This window comes from Inquilinus limosus DSM 16000 (assembly GCF_000423185.1).
Classification (GTDB): domain Bacteria; phylum Pseudomonadota; class Alphaproteobacteria; order DSM-16000; family Inquilinaceae; genus Inquilinus; species Inquilinus limosus.
Genome location: NZ_AUHM01000006.1, coordinates 186,938 through 201,660 on the forward strand (window position 1 = coordinate 186,938; position 14,723 = coordinate 201,660).

General features: G+C 69.6%; 12 protein-coding genes. 3 read left to right on the forward strand and 9 right to left on the reverse strand.

Going from position 1 to position 14,723, the window contains the following annotated elements:
- Window position 1 precedes the first annotated feature (1 nt).
- The 5 genes from G537_RS0110045 to G537_RS0110065 all read right to left on the reverse strand — a co-directional run bounded on the left by G537_RS0110045 (window position 2) and on the right by G537_RS0110065 (window position 5,249).
- Complete coding sequence (locus G537_RS0110045) at window positions 2-1,075, reverse strand: ABC transporter permease (RefSeq protein ID WP_026870011.1); 1,074 nt, start codon at window positions 1,073-1,075, stop codon at window positions 2-4.
- Window positions 1,072-2,616, reverse strand: coding sequence for a sugar ABC transporter ATP-binding protein (locus tag G537_RS0110050; RefSeq protein WP_026870012.1), 1,545 nt, complete (start codon window positions 2,614-2,616; stop codon window positions 1,072-1,074). Before G537_RS0110050 ends, G537_RS0110045 begins: the two co-directional genes overlap by 4 nt.
- Window positions 2,613-3,269 (reverse strand): DUF2291 family protein, encoded by a 657-nt coding sequence (locus G537_RS37265; RefSeq protein WP_211230348.1) that lies wholly within the window; start codon window positions 3,267-3,269, stop codon window positions 2,613-2,615. Before G537_RS37265 ends, G537_RS0110050 begins: the two co-directional genes overlap by 4 nt.
- Before the next feature lie 148 nt (window positions 3,270-3,417).
- Window positions 3,418-4,356 carry a D-ribose ABC transporter substrate-binding protein gene (locus G537_RS0110060; protein WP_026870013.1) on the reverse strand — a complete coding sequence of 313 codons (939 nt, stop codon included), beginning with the start codon at window positions 4,354-4,356 and terminating at the stop codon, window positions 3,418-3,420.
- Window positions 4,357-4,421: 65 nt separating this feature from the next.
- Window positions 4,422-5,249: a phosphogluconate dehydrogenase C-terminal domain-containing protein gene (locus tag G537_RS0110065; RefSeq protein WP_026870014.1), complete on the reverse strand. Its 828-nt coding sequence runs from the start codon at window positions 5,247-5,249 to the stop codon at window positions 4,422-4,424.
- A gap of 102 nt (window positions 5,250-5,351) precedes the next feature.
- Here G537_RS0110065 and G537_RS0110070 point away from each other — a divergent pair, with 102 nt between their 5' ends.
- Together G537_RS0110070 and G537_RS0110075 are read left to right on the forward strand one after the other, a co-directional pair.
- Window positions 5,352-6,596: a ribulose-bisphosphate carboxylase large subunit family protein gene (locus G537_RS0110070; RefSeq protein WP_034851212.1), complete on the forward strand. Its 1,245-nt coding sequence runs from the start codon at window positions 5,352-5,354 to the stop codon at window positions 6,594-6,596.
- Window positions 6,597-6,870: 274 nt separating this feature from the next.
- Entirely contained in the window at window positions 6,871-8,244 is a 1,374-nt protein-coding gene (locus G537_RS0110075) for a four-carbon acid sugar kinase family protein (RefSeq protein WP_026870016.1), read from the forward strand.
- 4 nt (window positions 8,245-8,248) lie between these two features.
- Here G537_RS0110075 and G537_RS0110080 read toward each other — a convergent pair whose 3' ends face one another.
- From G537_RS0110080 to G537_RS0110095, 4 genes are read right to left on the reverse strand one after another with little or no spacing between them, the layout of a single operon-like run.
- Complete coding sequence (locus tag G537_RS0110080) at window positions 8,249-9,871, reverse strand: ABC transporter ATP-binding protein (protein ID WP_026870017.1); 1,623 nt, start codon at window positions 9,869-9,871, stop codon at window positions 8,249-8,251.
- Window positions 9,864-10,775, reverse strand: a complete 912-nt coding sequence (locus G537_RS37270; protein ID WP_034851214.1) for an ABC transporter permease — start codon at window positions 10,773-10,775, stop codon at window positions 9,864-9,866. The genes G537_RS0110080 and G537_RS37270 overlap by 8 nt, the downstream gene beginning before the upstream one ends.
- Window positions 10,776-10,779: 4 nt before the next feature.
- Window positions 10,780-11,694, reverse strand: a complete 915-nt coding sequence (locus G537_RS0110090) for an ABC transporter permease (protein WP_026870018.1) — start codon at window positions 11,692-11,694, stop codon at window positions 10,780-10,782.
- A gap of 28 nt (window positions 11,695-11,722) precedes the next feature.
- A complete protein-coding gene (locus tag G537_RS0110095) occupies window positions 11,723-13,228 on the reverse strand; it encodes an ABC transporter substrate-binding protein (protein WP_211230349.1) in 1,506 nt (501 codons plus the stop codon).
- 298 nt (window positions 13,229-13,526) lie between these two features.
- Here G537_RS0110095 and G537_RS0110100 point away from each other — a divergent pair, with 298 nt between their 5' ends.
- A complete protein-coding gene (locus G537_RS0110100; protein ID WP_026870020.1) occupies window positions 13,527-14,699 on the forward strand; it encodes a sialidase family protein in 1,173 nt (390 codons plus the stop codon).
- The last annotated feature ends 24 nt before the right edge of the window (window positions 14,700-14,723 follow it).

Here is a 14,723-nt window from a genome sequence, read left to right on the forward strand (position 1 = left end):
CTCAGCCCTCCCGCGCCATGCGGCGCAGCACCACGCGCTGCTGCAGCCGGCGCTGCGCCTGGTCGACCACCACGGCGGCGATGATCACCAGCCCCTTGATCACGGTCTGCCAGAACGAGCTGACGCCCATCATCACCAGCCCGTCCGACAGGATGCCGATGACAAAGGCGCCGATGATGGTGCCGCCGATCGTGCCGCGGCCGCCGGACATCGAGGTGCCGCCAAGCACCGCGGCGGCGATGGCGTTCAGCTCGAAGGTCTCGCCTGTCGCCGGGTGCGAGGCCATCAGCTGCGAGGAGATGATGAGGCCGACCAGCGCGGCGCAGAACCCGGAGAACATATAGACGAACATCTTCACCCGGTTGACCCGGACGCCCGACAGGCCGGAGGCGCGTTCGTTGCCCCCGACGGCGAAGATGTGCCGGCCCAGCGGCGTGCGGGCGGCGAGATAGGCCGCCCCGGCGGCCACCAGGATCAGGAGCCAGATGGTCAGCGGCAGGCCCAGCAGCGTGCCGGCGCCCAGCGTCGCGAAGCCGGTGGTGCCGTGCTCCTCCTTTCCCATCAGGTTGGGGAAGGTGGCCCCGTCGGACAGCAGCATCGCGGTACCGCGGGCGACGTAGAGCGTGCCCAGCGTGGCGATGAAGGGTGCCACCTTCAGCCGGGTGATCAGGAGGCCGTTGATGGCGCCGATCAGCACCCCGAGGGCAAGGGTGATCAGCATGATCTCCGGCACATTGAAGTAGAGCGTGTAGCCGAAGCCGAGGGCGGAGAGGTCGATCCCGTGCAGGATCAGCCCGCCCGCCACCATGCCGCACAGCCCGACGATCGACCCGACCGACAGGTCGATGCCGCCAGTGATGATGACGAAGGTCATGCCGATCGCCAGGAAGGCGTTCAGCGCGACATGCTTCGACATCAGGATCAGGTTGGCGGTGCTGAGGAAGTTCGGCGCGACGGCGGAGAACACGATCACCACCGCAAACAGCGCGATAAAGGTGCGCAGCTTCATCAGATGCAGGGCGATGGCGTCGCCGCTCCAGCCCTCCCGCCCGGCGGCCTTGTCCGCTGCCATCATGCGTGCGCCTCCTCCCTGAGGATCTTGTCCGGCCCGTGCCCGGCGGCGGAGGCCGCGACGACGCGGTCCTCGGTCGCCTCGGCGCGGTCGAGGATCTCGACCAGCCTTCCGTTGCTCATCACCGCGATCCGGTCCGACAGCGCCATCACCTCCTCGAGGTCAGAGGTCGCGAACAGGACGCCGAGTCCCTGGGCGGCGAGGTCGCGCATCACCCGGAAGATCTCGGCCTTGGCGCCGACATCGATGCCGCGGCTGGGCTCGTCCATCAGCAGCACCCGGGGACCGGTCATCAGTGCCTTGCCGATCACCACCTTCTGCTGGTTGCCGCCGGACAGCGCGCTGACCTCGATCCCCGGGTCCGAGACCTTGATCGCCAGCTCGCGGATCGACCGCCGCGCCGCCTCGGCCTCGGCCGACCGCCGGATGTGGAAGCCGCGCAGGAAGCGTCGCAGGCTGGACAGCGTCAGGTTCTCGGCCACCGACAGGATCGGCACCAGCCCGTCGCGCTGCCGGTCCTCCGGGATGATGGCGAGGCCGCGGCGGATCCGGCCGGTGACGTCGCGCGCCGTCACCCGCTCGCCGTCCAGATAGATCGCGCCGCGCGCATAGGGATGGCGCCCCATGATGCAGTCGAACAGCTCGGTCCGCCCGGCGCCCATCAGCCCGTAAAGGCCGAGGATCTCGCCCGCCCGCAGCGACAGCGAGACATGGTCGACGGCATAGCCGCCGGACTCCCGCGGCAGGCAGATCGCCTCGGCCCGGAACACCTCCGGCCCCGGCGGCCGGTCGCCCGGCGCGGCGAAGTCCTTCATGGCGGAGCCCACCATCTGCCGCACGATCCAGGGCACGTCGATCTGCCCCATGCGCTCATGGCCGGTGATGCGGCCGTCGCGCAGCACGGTGATGAAGTCGCCGATCCGCACCAGCTCCTCCAGCCGGTGCGAGATGTAGACGATGGCGACGCCCTGGGCCTTCAGCTCGGCGATCACCCGGAACAGGATCTCGACCTCGGCGGCGCTGAGGGCCGAGGTCGGCTCGTCCATGATCAGGATGCGGGCGTCCTGCGCCAGGGCCTTGGCGATCTCGACGATCTGCTGCTGGCCGATGCCGAGGTCGCCCACCTCGGCGCGCGGGTCGATGTCGTGCTCGAGGCGCCGCAGCAGCGTCGCCGCCCGCCGGTTCTGGCCGCGATGGTCGATGCCGCGCAGCCCGCTCGTGAGCTCGCGCGCCATGAAGATGTTCTCCGCCACCGACAGGTTGGCGCAGAGGTTCAGCTCCTGGAACACGATGCCGATGCCGTGCCGCACCGCGTCCTTGGGGCTGTGCAGCACGACCGGCCGGCCGTCGACCAGGATGCGGCCCTCGGTCGGCTGCTCGACGCCGGCGATGATCTTCATCAGCGTCGACTTGCCGGCGCCGTTCTCGCCGACCAGGACGTTGACCGCGCCGCGATGGACGGTGAAGTCGACGCCCTTCAGCGCCACCGTGCCGGGATAGACCTTGGTCACCCCCTCGACCTGGAGGGCAGGGGCCTCGGTCACGGCGCCGTCTCCAGGCTCAGCTCGGCCGGGGTGACCAGGGGCCTCGCCTTCGGGTCGTCGAGGGTGAAGACGCCCAGCAGCGTCACCATCTGCCCCACCAGCTTGTCCCGCGGCAGGGCGGCCAGCGTGGCATCGTAGATATGGGCGTTCAGCGCCTTGCCGAACTTGGCGTATTCGATCTGGTTGGCGAAGCTGTTGAAGGAGATGAAGTCGAGGCTGTCGCGCAGCGCCGTGCCCTTGAACACCGGGCCGATCTGGACCGTCAGGTCGGCCGTGCCGTCGCCATCCGCATCGACATCGATCGTGGCCGCACGGGTGCCGGTGTTGGCCGCCGTGATCTTGCCTTCGATCGACGCTGCCACGGTCCAGGGCATGCTCTCCACCGCCCGGTAGCCGAAGCGCTTCCCGGCCTCGTCCGGGTTCCTCTGCAGCGCCTGCCGCGCCTCGGCGAAGGGCCCGGCCTTGGCCTTGAGATACGGCAGCAGCTTCGGCTGCCAGATCTCCTCGACCATCTTCTCCGGGTCGAAGGCCGGATTGTCGAAGGAGGTCGCGACGCTGCCGGTCGCGGCCGCCGAGGCCACCTGCGGCGGCTCGTTCTTGACGAGCTTGCAGGCGGCCAGCGGCAGGCCGGCGGCCAGGATCGCGACCGTCACGCCGAGGGCACGAGATATGAACCCGTCATGGCGAGCCCCGCAGGGGCGTGGCCATCCAGCGGCACGGTCCTCTGGATGGCCACGTCGCTTCGCTCCTCGCCATGACGATTTTGGAAGCGCCATATCGGGGCTCCTGCCTCGACGGCCCCTATTTCATCGCGAAGGTTTCCAGCTTGCCGGCGTTCTCCGGCGTGATCAGCAGGCAGTCCATCAGCTGCTTCTCGGGTTGTCCGGTCTTGCCCGTCTTGAGGTACTGGTCGGCCTGCTCGACTGCCAGCTCCGCTTGGCGGTAGGCCGGCTGCAGCACGGTGGCCTTGATCCCGCCCTGCCGGATCGAATCCCGCACGTCGTTGCTGCCGTCGAAGCCGACCAGGATGACGTCGGTGCGGCCGGCGGCGGTCAGCGCCGCCCAGGCGCCCATCGCCATGGTGTCGTTGCCGGAGATCACGCCCTTGATGTCGGGATGGGCCTGCAGGATCGACTCCATCTTCGCGAAGGCCTCGGTCTGGCTCCAATTCGCCGACTGGCGGGCGACCATCTCCATCTCGGGATAGTCGTCGATCACGTCGTGATAGCCCTGCGAGCGGATGCCGGCATTGGTGTCGGCCTCGCGCCCGACCAGCTCGGCATATTTGCCCTTCTCGCCCATCAGCCGCACGAACTCCTGCGCGCCCAGCTGGGCGCCCTGGTAGTTGTTCGACACGATCTGCGAGACGGCGACGCCGGTGACGTTGATCTCGCGGTCGATCAGGAAGGACGGGATGCCCGCGTCCTTCGCCTTCTGCACCGCCGCCACCGTGGCGTCGGCCCCGGCATTGTCGAGGATGATCGCCTTGGCGCCGCGGGCGATGGCGGTGTCGATCCGCTCCATCTGCTTGTTGGCGTCGTCGTCATGCACCAGGACGATGGTGTCGTAGCCCAGCGCCTGGGCCCGCTTCTGGGCGCCCTCGGCCTCGGCCTTGAAGAAGGGGTTGTCGTGCGACGGGGTGATGATGGCGATCAGGTCCGCCGCCTGGGCGGCGACGCTGAAGCCGAGGGCCAGGGTGCCGGCGATGCCGGCCGCGAGAAGCGCCTTGGTGAAACGCATGGTCTTTTCCTCCCCGATGATGTCGTTGTTCCGACGGGCCCGCGGTTCGTCCGCGGCGCCCGGCCTCAGGTGATGCGTTGGATGCTGGCGGCGATCTCCTCCGGCTCGAACACCCGCTTCCAGTCCGGCCGCATCAGCGCCGGCTTGCCGAACTCGATCGCCTTGTTGCAGGCGTCGGAGAACACGCCCTGCCGCTCGTCGAAGATGGCGGAGGCCAGGACGTTGAGATGGCCCAGCAGGAAGTCGCGGGCCGCGTCGTAGGTCACGCCGCGCGCCACCACCTCGTCCATCGCCTCGCGCATCACCACCAGGAGGGTGGCGCAGACGGTCTCGGACAGGCCGGGCTCCAGCAGCGCCATCTGCTCGACCGTCACCCGGTGCGAGCGCATGACCGGCGCCCAGATCACCTTGGCGATCTCCTCGCCCAGTGCATAGGCCTCCTCTGGCCCCTGCATCAGGGCGGAGACGATGTGCTGCTTGGCCGCGATGCCGCCGAAATAGTCGGTCTTCGCCGCCATCTCCGTCTCGTCGTTGAAGATCGGCGGATGGCAGGGATGGGTGATGAAGTAGGTCAGGTCGTCGCGCTTCGGCAGGTGGCCGGCGAAGGGGGCGGCGGCGTCCAGCGCGACCACCATGGTGCCGGGCTTGAGCCGGGATTCGATCGCGGCGGCGACCTTGCCGATCAGCGTGTCCGGGACGGCGAGGATGACGACATCGGCGCCGTCCAGCGCCGCTTCGGCCGGGATGCAGTCGATGCCGAGCGCGGATTTCAGCTGGGCCCGCCCGGCTTCGCCGACCTCGACATGGCGGACGTCGAAGGACGACCGCTTCAGGTTGCTGGACAGCCGGAAGCCCATCTTGCCGCCAGCCCCGAACAGCGCGATCGACGTCATGGGGCGTCCTCTCTTGTCAGTTCCTTGCCGAGACGAGTATGACAGCTGGTATGATGAGTCAATCAGCATGATCCATCGCTGATCGAGCCGAAAGGGCAGGGGATGGAGCGCGTCGAAGCCGACTACCTGATCGAGACCGCCTACGACCCAAGGGCGGCGGTCGAGGCGATGGCGGGCGAGCAGTCCTCCGGCACCTTCGTGGCGGTGCCGGGCGAGACGCCGGCGCTGAAGGAGCGGTCGGCGGCGCGGGTTGAGCGGCTGGAGGTCGTCGGCGAGGCCCCGGCGCCGTCGCTGCCCGGCGCAGGCGGGACGGGGCCGATCGTCAGGGCGCAAGTGACGCTGTCCTGGCCGCTCGCCAATTTCGGGCCGTCGCTGCCGAACCTGATGGCGACGGTGGCCGGCAACCTGTTCGAGCTGAAGCAGTTCTCCGGGCTCAGGCTGCTTGATATCCGCCTGCCGCCGGCCTTCGCCGCGGCCTATGCGGGGCCGCGCTTCGGCATCGCCGGCACGCGGCGCCTGGCGGGCGTCGAGGACCGGCCGCTGATCGGCACCATCGTCAAGCCCAGCGTCGGCCTGGGGCCGGAGGAGACGGCGGCGCTGGTGCGCACGCTGGCCGAGGCCGACATCGACTTCATTAAGGATGACGAGCTGCAGGCCGACGGCCCTTCCTGCCCGTTCGAGGCGCGCGCCCGTGCCGTGATGCGGGTGGTCAACGACGTCGCCGAGCGCAAGGGCCGGAAGGTGATGTTCGCCTTCAACCTGACCGGCGACCTCGACGAGATGCGGCGCCGGCACGACCTGGTGCATCAGCTCGGCGGCACCTGCGTCATGGCCAGCGTCAACTCGGTCGGGCTCGCCGGCATGATCGCGCTCGGCCGCCACAGCGCGCTGCCGATCCATGCCCATCGCAACGGCTGGGGCTATCTCTCCCGCCACCCGCTGCTGGGCTTCAGCTTCACCGCCTGGCACAAGGTCTGGCGGCTGGCCGGGGCCGACCACATCCATGTCAACGGCCTGGCCAACAAGTTCTCGGAGGAGGACGACAGCGTCGTCGCCTCGGCCCGGGCCTGCCTGGCGCCGCTGTTCCCGGACAAGCCCTGCCCGATCATGCCGGTCTTCTCCTCCGGCCAGACGGTGCGGCAGGCGCCGGGCACCTGGCGGGCGCTGGGTTCGACCGACCTGATCTTCGCCGCCGGCGGCGGGATCATGGCCCATCCCGACGGTCCGGCCGCCGGCGTCGCCGCCCTGCGCGAGGCCTGGGAGGCGGCGGTCGAAGGGGTGCCGCTGGCCGACCACGCCCGCGCCCGACCGGCCCTGGCCAAGGCGCTGGAGGCGTATAAGGGATGAGAGATCCTTTCGGACTGGCCCATTTCCATTTTAGTCCCTCCTCCCCTTGCGGGAGGGGGGCAGGGGGAGGGGTCTGCGCGCGTCCGCGCGCGGACGCGCTTTCGACCCGCCTCGCTTCCATATCGGTTCGCCGCATTCCAGGGCCGGATCTGGCCGCGAGAACCCCCTCCCCCTACCCCCCTCCCGCGAGGGGAGGGGGGACTCATTTGCTTTCCCTTAGATCTCGTTTCAGCCCTTCGCGGTGTCTGCATCCGACGGGCCAGGGAGCGTCCGCATGACCTCCTCCCTGCCCGCAGGCCCGCTCGTCTCCTGGTACGGCGACGACTTCACCGGCGCCGCCGCGGTCATGGAGGCGCTGACCTTCGGCGGTGTGCCGTCCGTGCTGTTCCTCGACATCCCGACGCCGCAGCGCCTTGCCGCCTTCGCCGGCTATCGCGGCATTGGCATCGCCGGCGTGGCGCGGTCGAAGGACCCGGCCTGGATGGAGCGGCACCTGCCGCCGGCCTTCGCAGCCCTGGCCGGACTCGGCGCGCCGATCGCGCAATACAAGATCTGCTCGACCCTCGATTCCGCGCCCGAGGTCGGCTCGATCGGCAAGGCGGTCGACCTTGCCGTGCCGGTGCTCGGCGGCGCCTGGCATCCCTTCGTGGTCGCGGCGCCGGCGATCGGGCGCTGGCAGTGCTTCGGCAACCTTTTCGCCGCCTTCGGGGGCGCGGTCCACCGCCTCGACCGCCACCCGACGATGAGCCGCCATCCGGTGACGCCGATGCACGAGGCCGATGTCCGGCGGCATCTGGCGCGGCAGACCGACAGGGCCTTCGGCCTCGTCGACGTGACGGCGCTTCGCTCCGGCCGCGGCGAGGGGGCGCTGGAACGGGAGATCGCGGCGGGCGCCGAGATCGTCGCCTTCGACGTGGTGGACGATGCCGATCTCGCCGCGGTCGGCGGCCTGATCTGGCGGAACCGCGGAAAGAGGCTGTTCGCGATCGGCTCGCAGGGGCTGGAATACGCGCTGCTGGCCTATTGGCGCCGGTCGGGGCTGATCGCGCCATCCCCGCCGGCGCCGAGCGCCGGGGCGGTCGGGCGGATCGCCGTCGTCTCCGGCTCCTGCGCGCCGCAGACCGCCGCCCAGATCGCGCATGCGCTGGAGCGCGGCTTCCAGCCGGTCCCGGTCGATGCCCGCCGCGCCGTCGACGCCGAATCCTGGGCCGGCGAGGTCGGGCGGGCTGTGGACGCGGCGCTCGCCGCCATCGGCGCCGGGCGCGACCCTCTGCTCTTCACCGCGCGCGGCCCGGACGACCCGGCGGTTGCGGCGCTGAACCAGGCGCTGGTCGCCTCCGGCGCCGATCCGGCCGCGGTCAACGAGCGCATCGGCACCGGCCTCGGCACCGCGCTCAAGGAGGTGCTGCGGAAGGCGAAGCTGAAGCGCGGCATCATCGCCGGCGGCGATACCTCGGGCTACGGCGCGGGCGTCCTCGGCATCCACGCCCTGACGGCGCTGGCACCGACCGTCCCGGGGGCGGCGCTGTTCCGGGCGCATGGCGACGACCCGGCCCTGGCCGGGCTGGAGATCGCGCTGAAGGGCGGCCAGATGGGCGCGCCCGACTATTTCCTTCGGATCAAGGAGGGTGGCGGCTCGGGGCCCTGACCCGCTACGATGCCAGAAGCCGTTGCCGCTCCTCCCGCCGGGCGGCCTGCACCCTGGGATCGGGGTCGAGCCCCGCCGCCAGCAGCGCCCTGGTATAGGGCTCGCGCGGCGTCTCGAAGATCTGGCGTACGGTGCCGCTTTCGACGATGCGGCCCGCGCGCATGACGATGACGCGGTCGGCGAAGTCCCGCACCACAGGCAGGTCGTGGGCGATGAAGATGAAGGCGATGCCCAGCTCCTTCCGCAGCCGGTCGAGCAGCGCGATCACCTGCGCCTGGACCGAGACGTCGAGCGCGGAGACGGCCTCGTCGCACACGATCAGCTCCGGCTCCAGGGCCAGCGCGCGGGCGATGGCGATGCGCTGCCGCTGGCCGCCGGAGAACTGGTGCGGATAGCGCCGGGCGTGGTCGGGAGAGAGGCCGACCTGGGCCAGAAGCTCCGCCACCCGATCGCGCCATCGCGCCTTCGGCAGGATGTCGGGATGGATCGCCCAGGCCTCGGCGATCAGGTCGTGGACCGTCATGCGCGGGTTCAGCGACTGGGTCGGGTCCTGGAACACCATCTGCATCTGGCGCCGCAGGCCGAACAGTTCCTTCGCCGGCATGGCGAAGAGATCCCGGCCCTTCCACAGGGCCCGTCCGTCGTTGGGCGTGTCGAGCTGCAGCAGCACGCGGGCGAGGGTCGATTTACCGGAGCCGCTTTCGCCGACGATGGCCAGGGTCTCGCCGCGATGCAGCTGGAAGGACACGCCGTCGAGCGCCCGATAGCTGCCGTAGGATTTGGCGACGCCGTCCACCGCCAGCAGCGGCGTCCCGGCCGCCGGCTCGTCATGCATCCGGCCCTTGCCGGGCGCGGCTGCGATCAGGCGGCGGGTATAGGGGTGACGCGGGTCGTGGTAGACCTCCATTGCGCTGCCGGCCTCGACGATCTCGCCCGCATTCATCACCACGACGCGGTCGGCCACCTCGGCGACGACGCCGAGGTCGTGGGTGATCAGGAGCAGGCCCATGCCGGTCTCCTGCTGCAGTTCCTCCAGCAGCGCCAGCACCTCCGCCTGCACGGTGACGTCGAGCGCGGTGGTGGGCTCGTCGGCGATCAGCACGTCGGGCTTCAGCGCCAGCGCCATCGCGATCATCAGCCGCTGGCGCTGGCCGCCGGAGAACTGGTGCGGGTATTTGCGCATGGCGCCTTCCGGATCGGGGATCCCGACCCGGCGCACCAGTTCCAGCGCCCGGCGATGCGCCGCCTCCTTCGCCTCGCCATGGGCCGTCATCGCCTCCACGATCTGCCAGCCGACGCTGTAGACGGGATTGAGATGACTCAGCGGGTCCTGGAAGATCATGGCGATGCGCCGGCCGTTGATCCGGCGCCGCTCCTCGGCCGGGAGCCTGAGCAGGTCGCGGCCGTCGAACAGCACCTCGCCGCTGGTGATCTCCCCCGGCGGCCGGTCGATCAGATCGAGGATCGCCGCCGCCGAGACCGACTTTCCGGAGCCGCTCTCGCCCAGGATGGCCAGCGTTTCGCCGCGGTCGAGATGCCAGCTGATGCCCTTGACGGCATCCACGACACCGCCCGCGGTGTGGAAGCGGACGGCGAGGTCGCGGACCTCGAGCAGATGGTCAGCCATTCTTCCCTGCCCTCGCTTCGAGCCGCCAGCGCTGGACGGGGTCGAGGGCCACGCGCAGCCAGTTCGACAGCAGGTTCAGGGACAGCGTGGTGAGGATGATCGCCAAGCCCGGCCAGAAGGCGAGCCACCACGCGTTGCGGAGGTACTCCCGCCCCTGGCTCACCATCAGCCCCCAGGTGATCTCCGGCGGCTGGATGCCGATGCCGAGGAAGGAAAGGGAGGATTCCGCCAGCATCACGAAGGCGAAGTCGAGCGTCGCGATGGTCAGCAGCGTCGGCAGCACGATCGGCAGGATATGGCGCAGGACGATGCGCCGGGGAGAGGCGCCCATGACCTTCGCCGCCTGCACGAACATGCGCTCGCGGATCTCCAGCACCTCGGCCCGCGTGGTGCGGAGATAGACCGGGATGCGGGTGATCGCGAGCACGATGACGAGATTGGCGATCGAGGGCGCCAGCACATAGAGCACAACCACGGCCAGGAGGAGGGACGGGAAGGCCATGATCACGTCGGCCAGCCGCATGATCACCTGACTGGTGCGCCGGCCCGCAGTGCCGGCGATCAGCCCCAGGGCCGCGCCCGCCACGGCCGAGCAGAGCACCGCGCCCGCGGCGACCGCCAGGGTGTTCTGCGCCGCCACGACGATGCGCGCGAGAAGCGGCCGGCCGAGCGCATCGGCCCCGAGCACGAAGAGCCAGCCGCGGTCGAGCGAGAAGGGCGGCGCGTTCCGGCCGCGCAGATTCTGCTGGGAGGCGGCCTCGGCCAGGAAATGCGGCCCCAGGATCGCGCAGAGGACGACCGCGAGGAGGATGACCGCCGCGGCACAGGCCAGCTTGTCCCGCCACAGCATGCGCAGGACGCGCCCGAACGACCAGGCGTCCGGAGCTGCAGCCGCGTCGGCCACGGGGCTACTGCCGGATGCGGGGATCGAAGACGGCATAGGCGAGATCGATCAGGAGATTCATGACGAAGATGGCCACCGCCGTCACCGTGATGGCGGCCAGGATGACGTTGAAGTCGCGCTGCAGGATGGCGTCGATCATCAGCTTGCCGACACCGGGAAAGCCGAAGATGGTCTCGACCACGACGGCGCCGTTGAGCAGGGCCGCCGCCTGGTCGCCCATCACCGTAATGACCGGCAGCACGGCGTTCCGCAGCGCGTGGACGAAGATGATCGATGCCGTCCGCACGCCCTTGGCGCGTGCCGTCTTCACATAGGCGGAGGTGAGGGCGGACAGCATCGAGCCGCGCACCACCTGCACCAGCAGGCCGAAGGGCCGGATGAAGAGCACGGCGATGGGGAGGAGCCAGTGCCACGGGGTGCCGGTTCCCGAGGTCGGCAGCCAGCCGAGATTGATCGAGAACAGGACGATGGCGACGATCGCGATCCAGAAGTCCGGCGCGGCCGCGGCGACGAGGGAGATGGTGGAGGCGAGGCGGTCGAAGAAGCCGCCGATGCGGAAAGCCGCGAGCGACCCGACCACCACCGCCGCCGCCATCACCAGCGCCATGGTGATGAGGGCGAGCTGCAGGGTCCAGACGAAGGCCTCCAGCACCACGTCGATGGCCGGCCGCGCCTTGCGGATGGATTCGCCGAAGTCGAGATGCACGAGGTCGCCGAGATAGCGGCCGAACTGGACCAGCAGCGGGTCGTCCAGGCCGTGGATCTGGCGGAACTGGTCGCGCATCTCCTGCGTCGCGTCGATCGGCAGGAACAGCGAGGTCGGGTCGCCGGTCAGCCGCGACAGGAAGAAGACCAGCACGATCAGGCCGACCAGCGAAATCAGGCTCGCCAGCGTGCGCTGCCTCACGAGTCTCAACATGCCCGATCCGCCCTCCGCATGCGGACGCCTACTTGAAACCGATCTCGGACAGCTGCAGCTGCGAGTTCGTGGCGATGGTCGGCTTGAAGTCGATCCGCTCGTTCACGCGGGCGAAGCTGACCATGTGGAACAGCAGCACATCCGCCGCCACATCGTCGTGAAGATAGGCGAAGAGCTCGGACCAGAGCTTCGCGCGCTCCTCACCCGAGGCCGCGCTGGCCTTCTCGATCAACTCGTCGGCCTTCGGGTCGCTCATGCCCGACTGGCGGCCCTGCGAGTGGTACTTGAAGTACATGGAGAAGACCGGATCGCCCTTGGCGTTGTCGTGCTGGGCGGCGACCAGCTGCGGCGCGCGGCCTTCGGGATAGGGTTTGGAGTAGAGGCCTTCGAACTCCGCCACCTCGTACATCTTCAGGTCGACGGTGAAGCCCGCGCTCTTCAGCATGTCGAGCAGCGCCTCCATCACCTCCGTCACGTTCGGGAAGTTGTTGGTGCGGCCGACCAGCTCCAGCCTGGTGTCGACCGGCACGCCGTCGGCGCGCGCCTGGTCCAGCAGGGCCTTCGCCCCCTCCGGATCATAGGCCGGCACCTTGACGTCCTTGTTCCAGCCCAGCGTGGTCGGCGGGACGATGGCGGTCGCCAGCTCCGTCCCCTTCGGCAGGATCGTGCCGATGAAGGCTTCGCGGTCCACCGCCATGTTCAAGGCCTGGCGCACGCGCTTGTCGTTGAGCGGCGCCATGGAATGGTCGAGGCGCAGGTAGAAGGTCTCGGAGTTCAGATAGGAGAAGTCGGTCGCCGTGTTGGTTGCGTCCTGCTCCGAGATCGAAGGGGCGATGTCGGCCTCGCCGGTCTCCACCATCGCCGCGCGGACGGCGGAATCCGGCCGGAACACATAGGTCGCCTTGGTCACGGCCGGCGTCTGGCCCCAATAGCCGTCGCGGCGTTCGAGGACGATCCGCTGCCCGGGCGTCCATTCCGACAGCACATAAGGGCCGGTGCCGACCGGCTTGCGCGTGAACTCGACCGGCGTCTCCGACGGCACGATGGTCACCAGCGACATCAGCAGCGGCAGGATCGGCTGGGCGGGGTCGGCGGTGATGTCGATGGTGTGGTCGTCCACCACCTGGGCCGAGACCGTCATGCCGCCGAAATAGCGCGGCGTCTCGCAGCTGATCTTGTCGCTCATCGTGCGCTCGATCGAGTGCTTGACGTCATTGGCGTCGAAGGCGGAGCCGTCGGAGAATGTCACGCCCTGGCGCAGATGGAAGCGCCAGGTCTTGTCGCCGACGGCCTCCCACCTCTCCGCCAGCCGCGGCGCCAGGCCCTTGCCACCGCGGACATCCAGCTCGGTCAGCGTCTCCGAGACGTTCTCGAGGATGATGCGGCCGATATTGGAGCGCGTCGCCATGCAGGGCTCGACCAGGTCGACATCCTCGCCCAGCACGATGGTGACGTCGGTCTTGGTCTGCGCGAGCGCCGGGCCGACGGACAGTGCCGCGAGCGCGGCGCCGATCAGCGGAAATCTGAGCAACACCCTTGGCCTCCCTGACAATGTTCGTTCCGGAACCCGGGCATGGCGGGCAGCGATGCCGCCGGGGAACCCGCGCATGTCCACTATCCTGTTGCTCCGGACTATGGGTCTTCGGTCGTGTGTTGTCAACTTGTGGTTCCTGGGGCGCGACTCAGGACCCGCTTGGTGTCGGTGGTTCAGTGTAAGTCACTGTTAAATAATATATTTGAGGCCAGACAAGGTTGAGGGCCGTGCTGGTACAACTTGACAACTGATCTATCGACTCGCATCGTGCAGGCAATTCACGACCTGGGAGGAGCCGTTGAGTCCCGACGAGATCGCCGCGCGCATGACGGGTGTCGTCGCTCCCGGCCCTGCGGGGCGGCTCGAGGCGTTCCTACCGTCGCCGGTCGTGCAGAACCACGCCGCCTTCCTCGCCTTCCTGCCGGACGGTTCGCTCGCCTGCGCCTGGTTCGGCGGCACCATCGAGGGCGCGTCGGACATCTCGATCCATGTCTCGACCCTGGCGCCCGGCGCCGCGCAATGGATCGCCCCGCGGCAGGTGAGCGGCGATCCCGCGCGGTCGGAGCAGAATCCGGTGATCTTCGTCGACCCGGACGGCGGCGTGGTCCTCGTCCACACCGCGCAGCCCGCGGGCAACCAGGACGAGTGCCTGCTGCGCCGGCGGGCGCTCGACTTCGCGGGCGGGCAGGTCTCCGCCGGGCCGGCGCGCGAGCTCGACCTGCCGCGCGGCACCTTCGTGCGGGCGTCGATCATGCTCCGCGACGACGGCGCCTGGATGATGCCGGTCTTCCGCTGCGTCGGGCTGCCCGGACGGCGCTGGACCGGCAGCCACGACACCTCCGCGCTCGCCGTCAGCCGCGACCGCGGCGAGAGCTGGGAGCTCACGGCAGTGCCGGGCTCGGTCGGCTCGGTGCACATGACGCTGGTGCCACTCGGGGGCGGGCGGCTGGCGGCCTTCTACCGGCGCCGGCAGGCCGATGCCGTGCACCGGTCCGAAAGCGCGGATGGCGGACGCACATGGTCGGCGCCGCAGCCCACCGACGTTCCCAACAACAACTCCTCGATCGCCGCCATCCGCCTGTCCGACGGCCGCGTCGCGCTGCTGTGCAACCCGTCCTCGGCCGCCACCTCGCACGCCCGGCGCCGGTCGCTCTACGATGAGCTCGGGGAAGGCGACGCGCGCCCCGACGCGGAAGGCGGCTGTTCGCCGGTCTGGGGCGTGCCGCGCGCGCCGCTGGCCCTGTGCGTCTCGGAGGATGGCGGCCGCACCTTTCCACAGCGGCGGATCGTCGAGGATGGTCCGGGCACCTGCCTGACCAACAACTCGCTCGACGGCCGCAACACCGAACTGTCCTATCCAGCCCTGCTGGAAGGGCCCGACCGGGCCCTGCACCTGGCCTTCACCTATCACCGGCGGGCGATCAAATATGTGCGCCTCGCCCCCGGCTGGATCGACGGGCACGAGGCTTGAGCGGGGCGCTTATACCATCGGCCT